Here is an 18,567-nt window from a genome sequence, read left to right as displayed (position 1 = left end):
CGCTCTCAGCGTGACCTGTTGCCCGTGAACCCGGCCCTGGGGCACCGTGGCCGTCATGACCCCCTCCAGCAGTACCTCCGTCGCACACCTCAGCGATCCCCACCTGACAACGGGCGCGCTCGCCGCCGAACCGGCCACCGGTCTGCACCGGGCGCTCAGCCGTGTTCTCGCCCTTGACCCCCGGCCGACCTGCGTGGTCATCACGGGTGACCTCGTCGAGCACGGCAGCCCCGAGGAGTACGCCCTCCTGGGCGAGATCATCGACCGTTTCCCGCTTCCACTGCACCTGGCCGCCGGCAACCACGACGACCGCCGGAACCTGCGCGCCGCTTTCGGGGACAGCTCCCACCTGGGCGGAGACGGCAGCAGCCGGTACGTGGTGGAGTACCCCGGGGTCACCGTCGTGGTCCTGGACTCCCTCGTGCCCGGCTCCCCCTGCGGGCTGCTGGGCGCCGAACAACTGACCTGGTTGGACACCGCCCTGGACCGGCGCCCCGGCGTCCCGGCCTTCGTGTGCCTGCACCACCCGCCGGTCCCCATCGGCGTCCCGTTCCTGGACGGTATGCGCCTGGAGGACGGCGAGGCGCTGGAGGAGGTGGTGGCCCGCCATCCCGACGTCGTCCGGGTCCTGGCGGGGCACGTCCACCGGCCGACCAGCACCGGATTCGGAGGCAGTGTCCTGGCCACCGCCCCCAGCACGTACCGGCAGAGCGAACTGGTCAGGAACGGGCGCGCCCCGATGGGATACGTGCACGAACCCACCGGTTTCCTCCTGCACCAGCAGACCGGCCGGGGGTGGGTGAGCCACACCGTCCAGGTCAGCCACACGGGCGGCCTGACCGGGCACTTCTGACCCGGTGCCGCCGACGCGCGGCCCCTGGCTGAACAGTCACTGTCCGCCGGGGTCTTCCTTCGCGACGACCTCGCCGACGCTGATCGTGGCACGGCTACCCGGCGCTGCGGCCGGTGCCGTCGCCGTCCGGGCCGGGGGTGTCCTGTCCCAGACCCCGGCGGATCGCGATCTCCACGGGAGAGTACGCGCCATCGGTTCGTTCCAGTTCGTACGGTGCGGCCGGCATCAGCGGTGGCTGCGCCATGAAGCGCGGCCGCACTCCATGGTGCGGCTGCGCGGCGTGCACCAGGAACGGATGGCACAGGAAGACGTCGCCCGGGGACCCGGTGGCATGGGCGAGTGGACGGTGGTCGGACGCCGCCACCAGATCGGGGGCGATGGCCAGCCCGCTCGCCCCGTCCTCCCCGTACTTGTCCAGCACCTTCGGCACATCGAGGTGCGATCCGACCCGGATCCGGGTCGGGGCGTCCTGTTCACCGACCTCGCTGAACAGGAACAGCATCAGCAGTGCCCGGCCCCGGGAGCGCAGGTTCGTGAAGTACCAGCTCTCGCCTTCCGGGAGATAGCTCCCGTCGATGTGCCAGCCCGCGTCGTCCGGCTCCTCCTCGTGCGGGAAGCGCAGTGGGAACGTGCCCAGCGAGTAGCGCGGCTCCCAACGTCCCGCGCCGACGAGCAGGTCGTACGCGCGATGCAGCGACGGGGAGTTGGGAGCGGCGGCGAACGGCCCCTGTGCCAGGCCACCCACCCAGTGCATGGGCTGCGTCCACGTCGACGGGTCGTCCGGGTCGCAGCCGGTCTCTCGCCACAGCAGCCGCGCGCAGTCCGCGGCCACGCGCGGCGCGACAGCGCCCTCCAACTTCACGAAGCCGTCGCGGAGGAAACGGGATACCAAGGTCGTGTCATCCATGCCCCCATCGTGCGGCGACCCCGGCCCCGGTCACCCGACAATCCTCGCACAGCCTTTGTCGGGTGACCACCGGAGCGCGCGCCGAGCGGCCTGCCCTGTGCGGTCAGCTGAAGAAAGCGGCGACGCCGCGTCCGAGGGCGGTGGCGTTGCGGCACCAGTCCATGCAGGACTCAACGGCCCGCAGCACCTCGGGTTCGAGGGCGGACTTGGCCTCGTCGGTGGCGGCCTCCCACTGCTCGAGAGCTGACTCGCACTCGGTGCGGCTCCACTCGCCGTAGCCCGGCAGGAAGTCCGGGTCGGGGATCGGCGAAGGAATGCGGCCGAAGCTGAACTCCTCGACCCTGACCGCGTTCACCCCCAGCGCCTTGAGGCCCTCGTCGACCACCCCCAGCCACTCGGACCTCATCGGGGAGAAGTCGTTGTTGAACTGGGCCCGTCCGTGGAACTCGCAGATCCACTTGTAGGCGTAGGCGTACATGGTTCCGTGCTGGTCGTCGAAGGGACCGCCCTCGATGACCGCGCGGATCGCGTCGCGGATGGTGGGACCGCCCTCGTCGATGACGCTGTCGAACTGGGAGTCGTCGAAATCCAGCCGCCGTTTGAAACGGCCGCCGATCATGCGGCGCAGTTTCTCGTCCTTGGACCCGACGGAGGCGTGCAGGACGTCGAGGTCGACCACGTAGGGCGTCAGCGCGTAACTCATGCGGGAACAGTATCGGCGGCCTACGACATCGCAGCACCAGTCGGCGAAGCGCCCGAGGAGGCAGCCCCCAGATCAGGTCAGCGCGTGACCGGTGGTGGCGTCCACGTGGTCGGGCACCTCCTCGTGCCGGTCGCCGACGCTCAGGGTCCCGGTGGGCTCGAACAGCAGGATGGACGCTCCGCCGTCGGACTCGGGGCGGTGTTCCGTGCCGCGCGGGACCACGAACACCGAACCCTGTTCCAGGGTGACCACCCGCTCCTCGGCGCCGTCGTGTTCGCGGAGCCGGATCCGCAGGTCGCCGGAGAGCAGCAGGAAGAACTCGTCGGTGTTCTCGTGGGCGTGCCAGATGTACTCGCCCCGAACCTTGGCCACCCGTACGTCGTAGTCGTTGACGCGGGTGACCACGCGCGGGCTCCACAGCTGGTCGAAGGTGTCCAGCGCGGCCTGAAGACTGATCGCTCGTTCGCTCATGTGCTCATCCTCGCGCTGGCGCCGTGCGCCGGGAAGTGCTAGGAATCGCACATGCCGCAAGAATCCTCGCACCGGGTGGCGCTGATCGTCGACGAGGGGTCCAACCCCTTCGAGATGAGCGTGGCCACCGAACTCTTCGGGCTGCACCGGCCCGAACTCGACCGCCCCTGGTACGAACTCACCGTGTGCTCGCCCCGCCCCGAGGTCCGCGTTCACCTGGGCATGTTCACCATGGCCGGCCTGGCCGGGCTGGACGCTGTGGCCGAGGCCGACACAATAATCGTGCCCAACCGCCCCGACCCATGGGTGCCGCCCGCCCCCGAGGTGGTCGAGGCCGTGCGGAACGCGTCCCTGCGGGGAGCGCGCCTGGTCAGCTTCTGCAGCGGATCGTTCACCCTGGCGGCGGCCGGGGTCCTGGACGGGCGCCGCGCGGCCACGCACTGGCGGTTCGAGGAGCTGTTCCGCCGGACGTACCCGCTCGTGCGCCTGGAGCAGGACGTGCTGTTCGTGGACGAGGGCGACGTGCTCACCGCCGCGGGCAGCGCCTCCGCGCTGGACCTGGGCCTGCACCTGATCCGCCGCGACCACGGTGCGGAGGTGGCCAACACCGTCAGCCGGCGGCTGGTGTTCAGCGGCCACCGCCAGGGCGGTCAGCGGCAGTTCGTCCCCCAGGCCGTCCCGGAGACGGCGGACAGCTCCCTCGCACCGCTCCTGGAGTGGGTGCGGGAACGCCTGGACACCCCGCTCACCGTCGCCGACCTCGCCGCTCGGGCGGCGGTCAGCCAGGCGACCCTGCACCGCCGCTTCCGCGCCGAACTCGGCACGACCCCACTGGCCTGGCTGCGTTCGGAGCGTGTGCTGCTGGCCTGCCGTCTGATCGAGGCGGGCGGGATGGGCTTCGACACCGTCGCGCGGGTCAGCGGCCTGGGCACCGGGGCCAACCTGAGGGCGAGCGTGCGGGCGCACACGGGTATCAGCCCGGCCCTGTACCGCGAGCGCTTCGGGCCGCGCCCGGCGAACCAGGCGGGCGGCGGCTTTGTTCCCGGGAGCGGAGGTTTTCCACAGGTTCAAAGTTCGCCCTTTCCCCTGGGATGAGCGCGTCCTAGCGTCTCTGATCAGTTAAGCGAACCCATGCGAACCGTAAGGTCTGGCGCGGGTTCTGCCCATCTGGGCGGGGTGGCGTGAGCGTGGAGATGGAATCCCGCGCCCAGTGCTGCTCCGCGTGGCCGATGTCGGCTGGTGGTGGGTGTACTGATCGTTGCCATGTGTGTGGCCACGCCCTGGTGCCGGTGGGCTGCGCGGGGCAGCCCTGGCCGGTCCGTTGGTGCGTGTCCCTCCGGACGCTTTCCGGCCGGGCTTTGGGGCCTGGCAGGCGAGGGAATCCCGCGTCGCCTGGGCGCGGGAGGGTGGGTTCGGGGCCGGGTGGGTCCGGTCTTGGACCGGTCTTTCCGGCTGGCTTTCGGGGTGGCCGTGATGACGGCTTTGGCTTCGAGTTTGTCGATGACCGTGCGGATCACCATGGTGGTGCTGGTGGTGTCCATGACGGTCTTGGCCTGGTGGGTCAGACCGCGTGCGGCGATGCGTCGCCAGGCTCCGTGGTCGCGGTCGCCCTGCCACCCGCAGCCGGTGTTCGGGCAGATGGCCCATTTCCAGCCTGGTGTGGTGGGCCGGTCGGGGGCTTTGCGGTGCCGCAGCCGGGTGAGGCAGTGCGGGCAGTGCTTGGAGGTGTTCTCAGCCGGGACGCTCACCACCGCGATGCCGACCTCGGCGGCCAGGTGCCGCATCCGCTCAGCGATGCGCCCGCGCACGGTCTGGGACAGGCGGGGGTTGTGCGTGCGGCCCATGCCGCCCGCTTCCATCGACCTCAGGTCCTCCAGGTAGATGACCGTGGCCCCGGCCGTAATGGCCTGGTCCACAGCCCAGCGGGCGGCCGATGCGGCCAGAGCCTGGTTGAGGTTGGATCGGCGGTCACAGACACGCTGGATCTCTTCGGCCAGGACGAGGGCCTTGCCCTCCAGAGCGGGGTCGGCGAGCCGGGCGTACTGGTCGGTCTTGGCGTGCAGGAACTCGCCCTGGCGGCGCAGCCGGTCCTGCTTGGCCAGCACACCCCCGGCCCGGAACTGGGCGCCGCTGCCCAGGGCGGTGATGCGCCCGTCCTCGCCCAGCCGGGCCGCTCCCGCTGAGAGCAAGGTGTTCAGTCCCCAGTCCACCCCGAGCGCAACCGTGTGCCCGGAGCGGGACGCCTTGGGCACGGGGTGGGTGTAGGCCAGATCAGCGCGTACCTGTTTGCCGACGGTGCGCAGGGTGGGCAGGTGGACCACGGCGTTCGCCGGGATGGTGGGCGCCAGCGTGATCGGGCAGGCCACCCACGTCCAGTCCCGGTAGGAGGCGGGGTCGGGGCAGGTGGGCAGCTGCAACCGCAGCAGGACCTTGGTCGGCTCGGTCACGGAGCGTTCGAGGGTGGCCTGCTGGGCGTCGCACGCGGCCAGCAGCAGCATGGGCGCGGCCGGTGGAACGCCCTCCAACTCGAACACGTCCGTGGGAAGGCGCCCGTTCTCGCGTGCGAACGCGGTGACCTGGCGGGTGCGGGACTTGATGACGCTGGAGGGCAGATGCTCACCGCCCGGTATCGCGACGCGGACGGCGTCCCACTCGGCCCGGGTGCGCTTGCCCGGATCAGCGGGCCAGGTCGCCAGAACCCCGGCCACCACACCAGTACGCCACTTCACCGACCGCAAGACGCGCCCGGCCGTCTCCTGGGCCATCCGAACGATCCGGTCGTTGACCCGCACACCCTCGGGCGGTGCGGTGGTCCAGCCCAGGCGGCGCAGCGCCATCCACGCGTTCGAGGGGAGTCTGCGGCCCTGGGCATCGGCCCCGGCGGCCAGCGTGTCCACGTCGGTGGAGTTCCAGTGTGCAGTCAGCAGCGCGCCGGTCATCTGGGCCACCAGGTCGGTGCACCAGCCCACACGTTCGGCCAGGGTGGAAGCGGTGAGGAGTTCGCCGGTCTTCTCATCCACACCGGAGTGGGCGAGCGTGCGGACACAGGCGGTGCGGGAGGCCTGGCCTTCGGCGAGCGGGATCTTGTGGTTCACCGGTCACCACCTCGCGCGGCCCGGATCGGCCCGCCCTGGCCGGGGCGGCCGCGCGCCCCGGCCAGGGGTGGGCTGTGGGCTGGGAGGGGGTGGACATGTTCGAATCATGGCACGGGGGAGTGACAAAGGGCGGGGGTTTGGGCCAAACCCAGCGGTCAGCACATCCAGGCCACCCGGAGCAGAACTGAGGGGAATGAGAGATCACTAAAAAACTGGATAGCCTGGGAATGTGGCCGACACTCCCAGCACCCCCCAGCAGGCACATCCCTTCGACGTCGACGCCTTCCTCGCCCGCCCCCTGGTCGCCCGGGTGGCCACCACCAACGCCGCCGGGGAGCCCACGGTCAGACCGGTCTGGTTCCTGTGGGAGGCGGGGTTCCTGTGGTGGATCACCGGGACGTACGCGGTCATGGCCAAGCACCTGGAACGCGACGCCCGCACGGCCGTGGTGGTGGACACCTGCGACCTGGAGCGGATGGAGTTCCTCCAGGTGATCATGCGGGGCAGAGCCGAGGTGGTGCCCTTCGACCCGGCCCTGAGCAGACGCAAGCTCCGCCGCTACCTGGGCGATGACGAGAGCGGCTGGCACCCGGACTTCCGGTACTTCGCCGACGACGCCCGCCTGGTCCGCTTCACCCCCGAACGCACCGTGGTCAAGGACCTGTCCAAGACCATGCCCTGACCGCTGCCTCTGAGGTTCTGCCCTTGTCCGCCCTCTGCGCAGGGCCCGAGCACCAGCGTCACCCGGAGGGCACCCCTGAACACCCGCCTCTCCCGGTGCCGCTGTGCTCGCTGTGTCTGGAGAGCACTGGCTTCGGGCGCGGCCGCTCAGGGCCTCCGGCGGAGTTGGCGGGCGGTCTCGCGTAGGGACGGCCTGCCGCGGGCTCCGTCCAGGAGCCGGGCGGCGTGGTCGAGCATGCGCTGGGTGCGTACCGAGACCACCTCGCCCCGGTGAGGCAGGACATCGCGCACCAGCACGGCCTCGGCCTCGTCCCAGGAGCGGGCCCTGGCCAGCGCGCACAGCAGGCTCGCCCGGTTGATGGCAGCCGCGCGGCCGTGGCCGGGCACGCCGTGACAGGCCTCGGCGAAGTGTTCGGCGGCCTGCCCCCAGGCGTCGGCGTCCGTGCAGATCATGGCCTGGTGCCAGCTGATCTCCGCCTCGGTCAGCCACCAGGTCCATGCCGGATCCCCTGACCGGGGCCCGTCCAGGTAGCGGCCGCGGGTGTGTCGGATCAGACGCCGGGCCTGCCGGTGTTCGCCCGTCTGCGCCGCGGCCCGTGCCGCACGCAGGGTGAACAGGGTGGCAACGCTCCCCCGGACACCGTCGGACAGGGCCGTGTCGCAGATCCGCGCGGCCTCGCTCGGCCGGCACAGGTGAATGTCCTGCAGGGCCAGCTGGCTGAGCACGAAGTACTCCATGGACCGGTCCCCGGCCGCCCGGGCCAGACTCAGTGCCGTCGCGCTCATGCGCCTGGACAGGCCCTGGAGTTCGGAGTCGAAGGCGACCCAACCGGCGATCTGGTGCGCCTCGGAGGCGGCGGCCAGGACGTCCCTGTCGCCGTCGAAGCGTGTCGCGGCGGCACGGTGTGCCCGTACGGCGGCCCCGACAGCCGTGCCCACCACGCCACGGGCGCCGAACCGGGTGTCCAGGGCGACGACGCGCGCGCTCGTGGCCCGCACCGCGGCTGCCGCCTCCTCGGCGGCGCCGCAACCGAGCGGGTCGACGGATCCGGAGCTGTGAACGGGGTCCAGGGGCATGCTCCGATCCTCTCCTCCGCCCTGGCGGGCCTCACCGCCGGGCCCTGCCCACCGCACTGTGTCCCCAAGCGTCACGCTCTGTCCCCCGACTCGGATACCTCATCGCGGAACACACGAAAATCTATATCGGTGACTGTAGACATCCCCTGGGAGTGCTGCTAGATTTCCTGTCGTAGGCACAGAGATCCACCAGCAGGACCACCGGATACGCCGGTGGAAGCAGTACAGAAGTACCGCAGGACCGGTCTTTCGCCCGTACGGGAAAGGCCGCGCAGCAAGGAGAAAGCGGGTCGGCTCGACCAGCGCGCACGTGTTGGAAGGTGCTGGGAGCCGGTAGGACCGCAGTACGCGTCACCGCAGTATCGAAGTATCGAAGTACCGCAGGATGTTTCACCGCAGTTGGGCTGTACGCAGTACCGCAGGACGGCCTTCCGCCTGTACGGGGAACGCCGAGCAGGAAGAAAGACGCAGGAAGGCTTGACCGGCGCATGGTTGTAGGCGCCGGGAGCCGGTAGCACCGTAGTAGTGAGAAGTGCACTGAGATCGAGAGGAGCAGCGCCATCAGGATCGCCTGGGCATGAGCAGAAACAGCCCGGGTACCGCAGGCCCCGGTTCGGAAGAAGGTGGTCCACGGTCACACAACCGCGATCCCCGCGATCCCGTCCCAGTTCGACCTCGGGAAGCGGAAGACCGGCAGCGGCCGGTAGATGGTTCTGAACTCTCGGGCCCCAGCGCCGTTCGGCGCTGGGGCCCTCGACGTGCGATCAGGAGAAAGAGAAACGCTTGTCCCGTCCCGAGACCGGCCACCGGTTCGACGATGACGACTACCCCGCCTACACCATGGGCCGCGCCGCGGAGATGATCGGCACCACGCCGGCCTTCCTGCGCGCTCTGGGTGAGGCCAAACTGATCGAGCCCCTGCGCTCGGAGGGCGGGCACCGACGCTACTCCCGCTACCAGCTCAGGATCGCCTCCCGAGCGCGTGAACTCGTGGACGAGGGCACACCGATCGAGTCCGCGTGCCGCATCATCATCCTGGAGGACCAGCTGGAGGAGGCGCAGCGCATCAACGAGGAACTGCGCGCCCGCTCCTCCGCCTCCCCGGTCGGCGGGGAGGGATCGTCCTGACCCGGAGCCGGTACTGACGGTGCTCGCGGCTCGGCCCCGCCCGCAGGGCCGTGCCCGGGCTTCCGGGTGGCTACTCCCCCGTGGCCCCGTCGACGCGTTCGCGGATCAGGTCCGCGTGGCCGTTGTGGCGGGCGTACTCCTCGATCATGTGCACCAGGATCCAACGGTGTGAGCAGTCCTCGCCGTGGCGCTGCTTCTTACCGACCGCGTCCAGTGAGAGCCCGGCCGAGACCTTCCGGGCGTGCTCGATCTCCGAGCGCCACAGCGCGAAGGCCTCTTCCGGGGAGGCGGTGTCCACGTCCAGGAAGTCACCGTCGGGGTTGGTGTCGTCGTCCTTGACCGGGGAGTTCCACTCCTCTCCTTCGAGGATCACACGGAACCAGACGTACTCCACGTGAGCCATGTGCCGGACCAGCCCCAGCAGGGACATCGGCGAAGGCGGCACGGAACGCTCACGCAGTTGTTCGTCGGTCAGGCCCTGGCACTTGACCGCCAGGGTCTCGCGGTGCCAGTCCAGCCAGTTGTCGAGCATGGCCCGCTCGTCGGCGATGAAAGGCGGGTCGGTGCGGGGATCGCTCATGGGCGATGACTCTAAGCCCTGACCGGGACCGGAGCAACGGATTTCTGTTCACCCGGACCCCGCGGCCGAGCTCGCCGCCGATCGGATCGGCGGCCTGTGGGACGCATCGCCCACCTGGTGGAGACCGAGCACGAGGGCCGGGGCGAGCGCGGCCTGGCGAGCTGAGCCCCGGGCCGGACCCGCTCAGGCGGGGATCAGGGGTGCGGGCGGCGCCCAGTGCACGACGTCCTTCCTCGACTTGACCACGGCGCCTGCGGGGACCAGCCGAAACGCGGAGTTGCGCAGCTTCTGCCGCCAGCCGCCGCCCAGGTCCGCTCCCCAACGCGCGACGACACGGGCCTGTCGGGCCAGGGCGCGGCGGCGCGGACGCCGGAGGGCGTCGAACCCGGCCAGGGCCCGCTCGAGGTCTCCCCGGCGGGCCGGTCCCACCAGCCGGCCCAGGCTGGCACCGTCCTCCAGGGCGCTGGCCGCGCCCAGCCCCCCTGTGGGCAGGGCGCCCTGGGCCGCGTCTCCGATCAGCACCACCCGCCCCCGGACGTAGCTCTGTGGGCCCTCCGGCATGTGGTGGACGTCGTGCCGCATGATCTGGTCGGGGGTGGTGGCGTCGATCAGGGCGAGCACTTCGGGTGCCCAGCCGGCGAAGCCGGCGCGCGCGGTGGCGAGCTCGTCGTCGAAGACCGCCCGCTCGGGCGCCTTGATGTGCCCGTACCAGTACACCTGTTCGGCGTTGACCTGCATGACCCCGAACTCCGTGCCCGGTCCCCAGTACTCCACGAGCCGCCCGTCCAGCCCGGTGCCCTGCAGTGCCGCCACGGGCACGATGGCCCGCCAGTCGGTGCTGCCGCTGTAGAGGGGGCGCACCCGGGGGTGGAGTGCGCCGCGTACGGCGCTCCGCAGGCCGTCGGCTCCCACCACCAGATCCGACTCGGTCTCGTGGCCGGTCGTGTCCGGGCCGGTTCCCCTCTGCTGCCAGCTGACCACGGCGGGCGCACCTTCGGGGCGACCGGCTGCCACACCTGTCACACGTGCCCCGCGCACCAGTTCCACGCCCTCCTGGTGCGCGGCCCGGGCCAGCAGTCCGTGCAGTCTCTGCCGGTGGAACCCCCACACGGTGGTGAACTCGCGCACCTGCGGGTCGTCGACGGGCATGGTCAGGATGGGCCGACCGAGGGTGTCCACGAAACCCGTCATCTGCGTGCGGTGGCCGGTCCGGTCGATCTCGGCGTCGTCGAAGCCCAGGGCGTTCAGGGCCACGACGCCGTTGCGCGGCAGGGCCAGGCCGGACCCGACCTCGGTCGTCCCCGAACGGGACTCCAGCACACGCGTCCTCCAACCGGCCCGGGCCAGGGACAGGGCCGAGGCCAGTCCGGCGATACCTCCGCCGACGACCGTCGCTGTGCGCTCACTCATGGGGCTCCCCCGTCTGCTCCCGGCGGGCGGATCGGTTCCGCCCCTCCTCATTCAATACGATAGTAGTGGTAACTTTCCGGGCCCTATAATCACCCCCATGCCTCCCGCCAACCTGCAACGACGCCGCGCCCTGGCGGACGCGGCCATCGCCCTTCTGGCCGAGCAGGGGACCCACGGGCTGACCCACCGCGCCGTCGAGGCACGCGCGGGCGTACCAGCGGGGACCGCCACCAACTACTTCCGCAACCGGGAGAAGCTCCTCATCACCGCCGCCGAGCGGATCGCGGAGGTCCACCTGGCCGAAGCCGCGGAGGCCACCGCCGCGGTCGCCGCCTCCTCCCCCCTGCCCGACCCGGACACCACCCCGCCACAGGAGCGGGCCGAGGCCACCGTCCGGACCATGGTGGACCTGCTCACCGAATCCCTGTGGACCGAGGTGACCACCCTGCGCGAGCGCTACCTGGCGATCTTCGAACTCCAGCTGGAGGCGCGCCGCCGCCCCGCGCTCGCCGCCGTCCTCGCCGAGCTCGAAGGCACCGCGTTCGCCGGTACCGCCCGGCTGCACGAGGACCTGGGCACCGGGGCCTCACCGGAGGCGATCGCCACCCTGATCACCCTGTACGGCGGCGCCCTGTTCACTCTCACCGCACGCCCCGTCGAGCTCCTGGACAAGGCCTCCGTGCGCACCCTCACCGAGGCGATGGTGCGCGGAGCGCTCGCCCCCGGCCCCGGTTAGCGTCGTTCCGCGGGCGGCCACGGCACCGCCCCGAAGGCCCGGACACCCGGGCCCGACGGGACCGGGCGCCTGCGGCAGATCCGGCCCCCAACCACCCAGGGCCGAAAGACCCTGATTGGGAGCGGTACCGGACGCTCTAGGATCACGGCTATGGACACACGCGAACTCGGTACCGTCGCCGACGTCGGCATCGTCGGTTTCGGCGCCTGGCAGATCGGCTCCGCCTGGGGCGAGGTCAGTGAGGCCGACGCCCTGAACGCCCTGAACACAGCCGTGGAGGAAGGCGTCACCTTTGTCGACACCGCCGACGTCTACGGTGACGGGCGCAGCGAAAGACTCGTCGGCCGGCTCCTCAAGGACCATCCCCACCTGACCGTGGCCACCAAGATGGGCCGCCGCATGGCCCAGGACCCCGCTCACTACAACTCGGGCAACTTCCGTGCCTGGAACGACGACTCCCGCCGCAACCTGGGCGTGGACACCGTCGACCTCGTGCAGCTGCACTGCCCGCCCTCGGCCGTCATCGACACCGACGCCGTCTTCGACGACCTGGACGCCATGGTCTCCGAGGGGCGCATGCGCGCCTACGGGGTCTCGGTGGAGACCTGCGACCAGGCGCTGGCGGCCATCGCCCGCCCCAACGTGGCCAGCGTGCAGATCATCCTCAACGCCTTCCGGCACAAGCCCCTGGAGCGCGTCCTGCCCGCCGCCAAGGCGTCCGGGACCGGGATCATCGTTCGGGTCCCCCTGGCCAGCGGCCTGCTGTCGGGCAAGTACACCGCCGCCAGCCGCTTCGGCGAGGACGACCACCGCAACTTCAACCGCCAGGGCGAGGCCTTCGACAAGGGCGAGACCTTCTCCGGTGTGGACTTCGAGACCGGTCTGGAGGCCGTCGAACGCCTGCGCCCCCTGGTGCCCGAGGGTGCCACCCTGGCCCAGTTCGCGCTGCGCTGGATCCTGGACCAGGACGGGGTGAGCGTGGTCATCCCCGGCGCCCGCAACGGGGACCAGGCCCGAGCCAACGCCGCCGCCGCGCGGCTGGCGCCGCTGGACGCCAAGACCCACGAACAGGTCCGCGAGGTCTACGACGAGCTCATCCGCCCCCAGGTCCACCACCTGTGGTGACCCCCTCCCGGGCCAGGGCCTGACGCACCTTGTCGGCCCCGGCCCGGGCCATTCCCGGATCGCGTCCCGCACCGGACCCAGCGGAGAAGGCGGCTTCACCAGAGCCGAAGCGGAGGAGCGGTTCCCGGCTCCCCTGATCCAGGGAGCGCCGCACGCGTTCCGACCGGCCCGGGTCCGCCTCGGCCGGCCACCCGGACCCGGCCGCGCGGTCCGACCCACCTTTCTCACGCACGCAAAAAAGACCCGTTCTCCGCAGAAAAACGGGTCTGCATTCCAGGGAAACCGGACACAACGCGAGGGGCGGCCCCGGAACCCGAAGGGGTTCGCGGGGCCGCCCCTGACGGCCTGCCCTACACGTGCCGTTCTTGGCGCTAGATGAGCCCCTGCGCGAGCATCGCGTCGGCGACCATCTCGAAACCGGCGACGTTGGCGCCCAGCACGTAGTCGCCCTTGGCGCCGTGCCGCTCGGCCGCCTCCTCGCAGCGGTCGTGGATCCCGGCCATCGTCTCGGCCAGCTCCGACTCGGCGTGCTCGAAGGACCACGAGGTGCGCCGCGCGTTCTGGCGCATCTCCAGCACGCTGGTGGCCACACCTCCGGCGTTGGCCGCCTTGCCCGGGGCGAACAGCACCCCGGCCTCACGCAACACCTTGACCGCCTCGGGGGTCGTGGGCATGTTCGCGCCCTCGGCCACCGCCAGCACACCGTTGTCCACCAGGGTCTTGGCGGCCTCGGCGCCGAGTTCGTTCTGTGTCGCCGAGGGCAGCGCCACCTCGCACGGCACGTCCCACACGCTGCCGCCCTCGACGTACTTCGCCGCGCCGCGCCGCTCGGCGTAGGCGCTGATCCGCTCGCGCTCGACCTCCTTGACCTGCTTGAGCAGGTCCAGGTCGATGCCCTTTTCGTCGACCACGTAACCACCGGAGTCGGAGCAGGCGACCACGACGGCGCCCAGCTGCTGGGCCTTCTCCACCGCGTAGATCGCCACGTTGCCCGACCCGGAGACCACCACGCGCATGCCGTCCAGATCGCGGCCGTTGCGCTCCAGCATCCGCTGGGTGAACAGCACCGTCCCGTACCCCGTGGCCTCGGTACGGACCGCCGAACCACCCCAGTCCAGGCCCTTGCCGGTGATGACCCCGGCCTCCCAGCGGTTGCTCAGCCGCCGGTACTGCCCGAACAGGTAGCCGATCTCACGGGTGCCCACACCGATGTCACCGGCGGGGATGTCGGTGTACTCGCCCAGGTGGCGGTGGAGTTCGGTCATGAAGGACTGGCAGAAGCGCTCGATCTCGGTGGCGGAGCGCCCCTTGGGGTCGAAGTCGCTGCCGCCCTTGCCGCCGCCGATACCCATCCCGGTGAGGGCGTTCTTGAAGATCTGCTCGAACCCCAGGAACTTGACCACGCCCAGGTTGACGCTGGGGTGGAAGCGCAGGCCGCCCTTGTACGGGCCCAGAGCGCTGTTGAACTCCACCCGGAAACCCCGGTTGACGTGCACGTTCCCCTGATCGTCACGCCACGGGACCCGGAAGATGAGCTGACGCTCGGGCTCGCACAGGCGCTCCAGCACCCGCTGGTCGGCGTACTCGGGGTGGCTGGTCAACGCGGGCGAGAGGCTGTCCAGGACCTCCAGAACCGCCTGCTGGAACTCCGGCTCGTCGGGGTTGCGGCGCGCTACGTGTTCGTAGGCGCTGCGGACGCCCGGGTGCTGGGCCTCCCGGGCACCATTGGAAAGCGGCATACGAGTGCGTTCCCTTCTCACTGCTGGAACGGGCACCCCGCACGCCGTTGTGCCGGGAACCGCGGTCGGTCGAGGAAGCTGGTAGGCACCGCCCCGAAGGGCTCCTACGGGCGGTAACCACCACTCATGTTGCCAGTGTATTTCCTTGATGTGAACATACTTCGCAGACCCGCTCTCGAGGCCACACCGCGTGCTTTCGCCGATCCTCGTCCGCGCATACGAGCCGAAAACCAGTTGCGCCGACACCGGGCGGCGACCACGATCGCACCATGCGCGTAGGAGTGGTGGGACTGGGGATGGGCCTGCACCTGGCGACATGGTGCGCAAGGCTCGGAATCGACGTCGCGGTCGTGTGCGACCGGGATCCGGCAGCTCTGGCCCGGGCAGCCGAGGCCCTGCCGCGCGCCCGGCGGGTCAGCGACTGGCGCGACCTGCTGGAGGAGGGCCTGGACGGGGTGGTCCTGGCCAACGACTTCGACGCCCACGCGCCCCTGGCGATCGCCTTCCTCGAACACGGTGTGCACGTCCTCTCCGAGACCGCCGCCTGCGCCGACGCGGCGGAGGGGCGCCGGCTCGTCGAAGCGGCCGAGCGCTCCTCCGCCACCTACTCGCTGGCCGAGAACTATGTGCTGCACCCGCACGTGCGCCTGATCCGCGAGGCGCTGCCCGAGATCGGCCGGATCACCCACATCGAGGCGGACTACCTGCACAGCATGTCTCCCGAGGGGATCGGCGGCCTCATCGCGGACCCGGACCACTGGCGGGGCAGGATCGCCTCCACCGCCTATTGCACCCACTCGCTCTCCCCGATCCTGGCGCTCACCGGCGCCCGCCCGGTCCAGGTCACGGCCTTCTCCGCGGACACCTCCACGCCCCGCCAGGCCAGCGTCATGGCGGTGCGCCTGTCCACCGGCGCCCTGGCCCTGACCCGCAACGGATTCCTGTCAGGAGAGCCGGACAGCCACTGGAGCTGGGTGTCGGTGCGCGGTGAGCGTGGTCTGGCCGAGTCGGTCCGCGCCCAGGGGGACCGAGCCTGGTCCGTGAGGGTCCGCACCGAAGGGTGGACCCACGCGGACGGGGGCGTCCGGGAGGAGGAGCGCGTGCCCCGGCCCTGACCCTGGAGGGCGCGACCCTCGACCGCGGGGCCGAGGGCACGGTACTGCTGCTCCAGGGCTTTCGGGCCACGGTCGAGGAAGGGGCGCCCCCGGTCACCGGGGCGCGCGAAGCCGTGGCGGCCTCGCTGGTGGGAGTGGCCGGGGCCGAGTCCCTGGCCCGGGGATCGGTTCCCGTCACCGTCGCCGACCTCACCTGAGAGGGCCTCGTCGCACCTTCGCCCGCCGACCGCGGTCAGCGTTCCCGCAACCGCCTCCACCGACAGGGATGGGCCGGCGGGGCTCATTCGGCGGGATCTCGGTGGCACACGCGTGCGTGGACGCGGCGGATCCGCTCCAGCCTTCGCGCGTCGGCCCCCTCCCGCCCCTGCGCTCGCACCCGGGCGCCGAGCTTCCACAGCACGTCCTGGGCCAGGGTGGCGTCGCGCCACTTGGACCAGACCCAGCGCTCGGTGGGCCTGCGCCCCTCGATCCGCTCCTGGGCCTCGGCGCAGGAGTCCGCGTCGAGCCCGCCCCTGGTCACGGCCAGCGCTTCGGCGGCCCGACGGCGGGGTACCCGCGCCTGGCGGCGCTTGTTGCGGGCGATGTTCTTACGGGAGCTCTTGTCGTTCTCCCCGTAGTTGTTGCGGCGGTCCTTCTGGTAACTCAGGAACTTCTTCTCCTGCGGTGAGCGGCGGCGCGACACGGTCCTCCTCCGGTCTCCTGCGGGCCCTCCAGCGGTTTCCTGTGCCTCGCAGAGCCACGACAGTAGGTTGGTTGCCTTCGGGGCGCCACGGGTTTTCCGTGCCGCGGACCGTTTCGAGGACGTGGAGGCCAGGCATGACCGCCGGAGACCAGGACCGGGACCAGCCGCTGAGCGGCGGCATGATGAACACCGTCTTCCGCCGCGGCGACCGTGTCGTGCGCACCGCACCGCCGCACGCCCCCGCCCTGCAGGCCTTCCTCGCAGCCCTGGCCGACACCGGGTTCGAGGGTGCTCCCCGGCCGCTGGCCCTGCACGGGGACGGTACCGAGGAGCTCACCTTCGTCGAGGGCGACGTGGCCGTTCCGCCCTTCCCCGCCTGGGCGGGGAAGGACTGGGTGGTGGGTGCTTCGGCCCGTCTGCTGCGCCGCTACCACGACGCCGCCGCGCACGTGCCCTTCGACACCGGGGCGGACTGGCCCACTGCCCTGAGCGATCCCCGGGGCGGCTCCCTGCTGTGTCATAACGACCCCTGCCTGGAGAACCTGGTCTTCCGCGACGGCGTGGGCCACGCCCTGATCGACTTCGACCTGGCCGCCCCGGGCCGCCCCGTCTGGGACCTGGCGGCCCTGGCCTTCTACCTGGGCCCGACCCTGCCGCCGGAGGCACTCGCGGAGTCGGAGTTCGCCGGTGCGAACGTCCTGCGCCGCCTGCGCCTGCTCGCGGACGGCTACGGCATGTCCGAGGCCGACCGCCGGGCGCTGCCCGAGGTGATCGAGCAGTACAACGAGGTCTCCCGCGTCTTCGTCAAGGACATGTTCGACCGCGGCAATCCGCTGTTCGTGCGGGACGTGGAGCGCGTCGGCGGCTGGTCCGCGTGGGAGCGCCGCAAGGACCGTCGCAGCGCCTGGCTGGCGGAGCAGCGCCCCGCCTTCCTCCGGTCCCTGACCCGCTGACCCTGCCGGCCTCGACCGCCGAACCCGGGCCGGTCCTTCGGGCACGTCCCCGGGGGCGACCGGGCGCTTCAGTCCTTCTTGCGGCGGGCCACCGCGTAGCCGTACTGCTCGGGCCAGGCGGGCTGGTCCCCGAGTTCGGCGCGGGCGCGGTGGGGCCAGTAGGGCTCGCGCAGCAGCTGGCGGCCGAGCATGGCGGCGTCGGCCCGGCCCGTGGCCACGATCTCCTCGGCCTGGGCGGGTTCGAGGATGAGGCCGACGGCCGCGGTGGGGAGGCCGGCCTCGGCGCGGACGCGTTCGGCGAAGGGCACCTGGTAGCCGGGTTCGGCGGGGATACGGGCGTCGTGGACCATGCCGCCGGTGGACACGTCGAGCAGGTCCACGCCTCGGGCGGCGACCTCCTTGGCCAGCCGCACGGTGTCCTCGGCCGCCCAGCCCTGGCGCGGGTCCTCGGGGTTCTCGCTGAGCCAGTCGGTGGCCGAGGTGCGGAACAGCACCGGCAGGTGTTCGGGCCAGACCCCGCGCACGGCCTCCACGATCTCCAGGGCCAGACGCATGCGGCCCTGGAGGTCACCGCCGTAGGCGTCGGTGCGGTGGTTGGCCACCGGGGACAGGAAGGTGTTGATGAGGTAGCCGTGGGCGCCGTGGACCTCGGCGACCTGGAATCCGGCGGCCAGGGCGCGTTCGGCGGAGGCGGCGAAGTCGCCCACCAGCCGGGTGATCTCGTCCTGGGTGAGTTCGTGGGGCGCGGGCAGGCCCTCGAAGGGCTCGGCACTGGCGGAGACCGTGGGCCAGCCGCCCTCGTCGGCGCTCAGCCCGCGGCCGCCGAGCCAGGGCTTGTCGGTGGCGGCCTTGCGTCCGGCGTGGGCGAGCTGGACGGCCGGGACCGAGCCGTGGGCGCGGACGGCGGCGGTGAGGCGGGCGAAGGCGGCCTGCTGGGTGTCGTTCCACAGGCCCAGGTCCCAGGGGCTGATCCGCCCGTCGGGCCGCACCGCGGTGGCCTCGGCCATGACCAGTCCGGCGCCGCCGGCGGCGCGGGAGGCCAGGTGGGTCAGGTGGAAGTCGGTGGGCGCTGCGGTGTGCGGGCCCTGGTCGGGCGCGGAGTACATGCACATCGGTGCCATCCAGGCACGGTTGGGGATCTCCAGGGACCGCAGTTTCAGCGGGGTGAACAGGGTGCTCACGGTCGGCGTCCTTCACTCGGGCGGGCATGGTGCGGACGGAGGGGAAGCACCCTCCAGCGTTCGTACGCTACATGTCGTACTACGAAGATTGTCAAACTACGACGCTTCTCGTACATTGACGGAAAAGCCAT

The 18,567-nt window shown here is 71.3% G+C and carries 19 protein-coding genes; 9 read left to right on the top strand and 10 right to left on the bottom strand.

The features are described 5' to 3' along the window. Positions 1-55: 55 nt before the first annotated feature. Positions 56-853 carry a phosphodiesterase gene (locus D458_RS0108920; RefSeq protein ID WP_040702316.1) on the top strand — a complete coding sequence of 266 codons (798 nt, stop codon included), beginning with the start codon at positions 56-58 and terminating at the stop codon, positions 851-853. A gap of 94 nt (positions 854-947) precedes the next feature. Here the strand turns inward: D458_RS0108920 and D458_RS0108915 are convergent, their stop codons facing one another. The 3 genes from D458_RS0108915 to D458_RS0108905 all read right to left on the bottom strand — a co-directional run bounded on the left by D458_RS0108915 (position 948) and on the right by D458_RS0108905 (position 2,934). Then, positions 948-1,760, bottom strand: a complete 813-nt coding sequence (locus D458_RS0108915; protein ID WP_017586386.1) for a phytanoyl-CoA dioxygenase family protein — start codon at positions 1,758-1,760, stop codon at positions 948-950. Positions 1,761-1,863: 103 nt separating this feature from the next. After that, positions 1,864-2,463 carry a DUF7691 family protein gene (locus tag D458_RS0108910; RefSeq protein WP_017586385.1) on the bottom strand — a complete coding sequence of 200 codons (600 nt, stop codon included), beginning with the start codon at positions 2,461-2,463 and terminating at the stop codon, positions 1,864-1,866. A 72-nt stretch (positions 2,464-2,535) separates the two neighbouring features. After that, a complete protein-coding gene (locus D458_RS0108905; RefSeq protein ID WP_017586384.1) occupies positions 2,536-2,934 on the bottom strand; it encodes a cupin domain-containing protein in 399 nt (132 codons plus the stop codon). 51 nt (positions 2,935-2,985) lie between these two features. On the opposite strand from D458_RS0108905, the gene D458_RS0108900 reads away from it, so the two are divergent. Next, complete coding sequence (locus D458_RS0108900) at positions 2,986-4,029, top strand: helix-turn-helix domain-containing protein (protein ID WP_193374602.1); 1,044 nt, start codon at positions 2,986-2,988, stop codon at positions 4,027-4,029. A 20-nt stretch (positions 4,030-4,049) separates the two neighbouring features. On the opposite strand, the gene D458_RS0108895 is transcribed toward D458_RS0108900, so the two are convergent. Next, the gene (locus D458_RS0108895; protein ID WP_017586382.1) at positions 4,050-6,029 is read right to left on the bottom strand and encodes a zinc ribbon domain-containing protein; all 1,980 of its coding nucleotides are present in this window, start codon (positions 6,027-6,029) and stop codon (positions 4,050-4,052) included. 229 nt (positions 6,030-6,258) lie between these two features. Between D458_RS0108895 and D458_RS0108890 the strand changes: the two genes are divergently transcribed. Further along, complete coding sequence (locus tag D458_RS0108890; protein ID WP_017586381.1) at positions 6,259-6,711, top strand: pyridoxamine 5'-phosphate oxidase family protein; 453 nt, start codon at positions 6,259-6,261, stop codon at positions 6,709-6,711. Positions 6,712-6,857: 146 nt separating this feature from the next. On the opposite strand, the gene D458_RS0108885 is transcribed toward D458_RS0108890, so the two are convergent. Next, positions 6,858-7,787, bottom strand: a complete 930-nt coding sequence (locus D458_RS0108885; protein WP_017586380.1) for a hypothetical protein — start codon at positions 7,785-7,787, stop codon at positions 6,858-6,860. A 783-nt stretch (positions 7,788-8,570) separates the two neighbouring features. On the opposite strand from D458_RS0108885, the gene D458_RS0108880 reads away from it, so the two are divergent. Further along, complete coding sequence (locus tag D458_RS0108880) at positions 8,571-8,915, top strand: MerR family transcriptional regulator (RefSeq protein WP_017586379.1); 345 nt, start codon at positions 8,571-8,573, stop codon at positions 8,913-8,915. 70 nt (positions 8,916-8,985) lie between these two features. Here D458_RS0108880 and D458_RS0108875 read toward each other — a convergent pair whose 3' ends face one another. Continuing rightward, complete coding sequence (locus D458_RS0108875; protein ID WP_017586378.1) at positions 8,986-9,495, bottom strand: DinB family protein; 510 nt, start codon at positions 9,493-9,495, stop codon at positions 8,986-8,988. Between the two features lie 183 nt (positions 9,496-9,678). Then, entirely contained in the window at positions 9,679-10,905 is a 1,227-nt protein-coding gene (locus tag D458_RS0108870; RefSeq protein ID WP_017586377.1) for an FAD-dependent monooxygenase, read from the bottom strand. A gap of 97 nt (positions 10,906-11,002) precedes the next feature. On the opposite strand from D458_RS0108870, the gene D458_RS0108865 reads away from it, so the two are divergent. Together D458_RS0108865 and D458_RS0108860 are read left to right on the top strand one after the other, a co-directional pair. Then, positions 11,003-11,641: a TetR/AcrR family transcriptional regulator gene (locus D458_RS0108865; RefSeq protein WP_017586376.1), complete on the top strand. Its 639-nt coding sequence runs from the start codon at positions 11,003-11,005 to the stop codon at positions 11,639-11,641. A 150-nt stretch (positions 11,642-11,791) separates the two neighbouring features. Next, entirely contained in the window at positions 11,792-12,766 is a 975-nt protein-coding gene (locus D458_RS0108860; RefSeq protein WP_017586375.1) for an aldo/keto reductase, read from the top strand. Between the two features lie 371 nt (positions 12,767-13,137). Here the strand turns inward: D458_RS0108860 and gdhA are convergent, their stop codons facing one another. Then, positions 13,138-14,505, bottom strand: coding sequence for an NADP-specific glutamate dehydrogenase (gdhA, locus tag D458_RS0108855; protein WP_017586374.1), 1,368 nt, complete (start codon positions 14,503-14,505; stop codon positions 13,138-13,140). Between the two features lie 269 nt (positions 14,506-14,774). Here gdhA and D458_RS33235 point away from each other — a divergent pair, with 269 nt between their 5' ends. Both D458_RS33235 and D458_RS37490 read left to right on the top strand, forming a co-directional pair. Then, positions 14,775-15,620 (top strand): Gfo/Idh/MocA family protein, encoded by an 846-nt coding sequence (locus tag D458_RS33235; RefSeq protein ID WP_239647924.1) that lies wholly within the window; start codon positions 14,775-14,777, stop codon positions 15,618-15,620. Further along, positions 15,566-15,817 carry a hypothetical protein gene (locus D458_RS37490; RefSeq protein WP_239647923.1) on the top strand — a complete coding sequence of 84 codons (252 nt, stop codon included), beginning with the start codon at positions 15,566-15,568 and terminating at the stop codon, positions 15,815-15,817. Before D458_RS33235 ends, D458_RS37490 begins: the two co-directional genes overlap by 55 nt. An 83-nt stretch (positions 15,818-15,900) precedes the next feature. Here D458_RS37490 and D458_RS37485 read toward each other — a convergent pair whose 3' ends face one another. Beyond that, a complete protein-coding gene (locus D458_RS37485) occupies positions 15,901-16,302 on the bottom strand; it encodes a hypothetical protein (RefSeq protein ID WP_017586373.1) in 402 nt (133 codons plus the stop codon). Positions 16,303-16,436: 134 nt separating this feature from the next. On the opposite strand from D458_RS37485, the gene D458_RS0108840 reads away from it, so the two are divergent. Beyond that, on the top strand, positions 16,437-17,255 hold the full coding sequence (locus D458_RS0108840) for a phosphotransferase (protein ID WP_017586372.1): 819 nt from the start codon (positions 16,437-16,439) through the stop codon (positions 17,253-17,255). A 68-nt stretch (positions 17,256-17,323) separates the two neighbouring features. Here the strand turns inward: D458_RS0108840 and D458_RS0108835 are convergent, their stop codons facing one another. Beyond that, entirely contained in the window at positions 17,324-18,436 is a 1,113-nt protein-coding gene (locus tag D458_RS0108835) for an NADH:flavin oxidoreductase/NADH oxidase (protein ID WP_017586371.1), read from the bottom strand. Between the last annotated feature and the right edge of the window lie 131 nt (positions 18,437-18,567).

It is taken from the genome of Nocardiopsis ganjiahuensis DSM 45031, assembly GCF_000341085.1.
GTDB classification, from domain to species: Bacteria; Actinomycetota; Actinomycetes; order Streptosporangiales; family Streptosporangiaceae; genus Nocardiopsis; species Nocardiopsis ganjiahuensis.
Note: the sequence above shows the minus strand (reverse complement) of the source record. Positions and strands in the feature narration are given on the sequence as shown.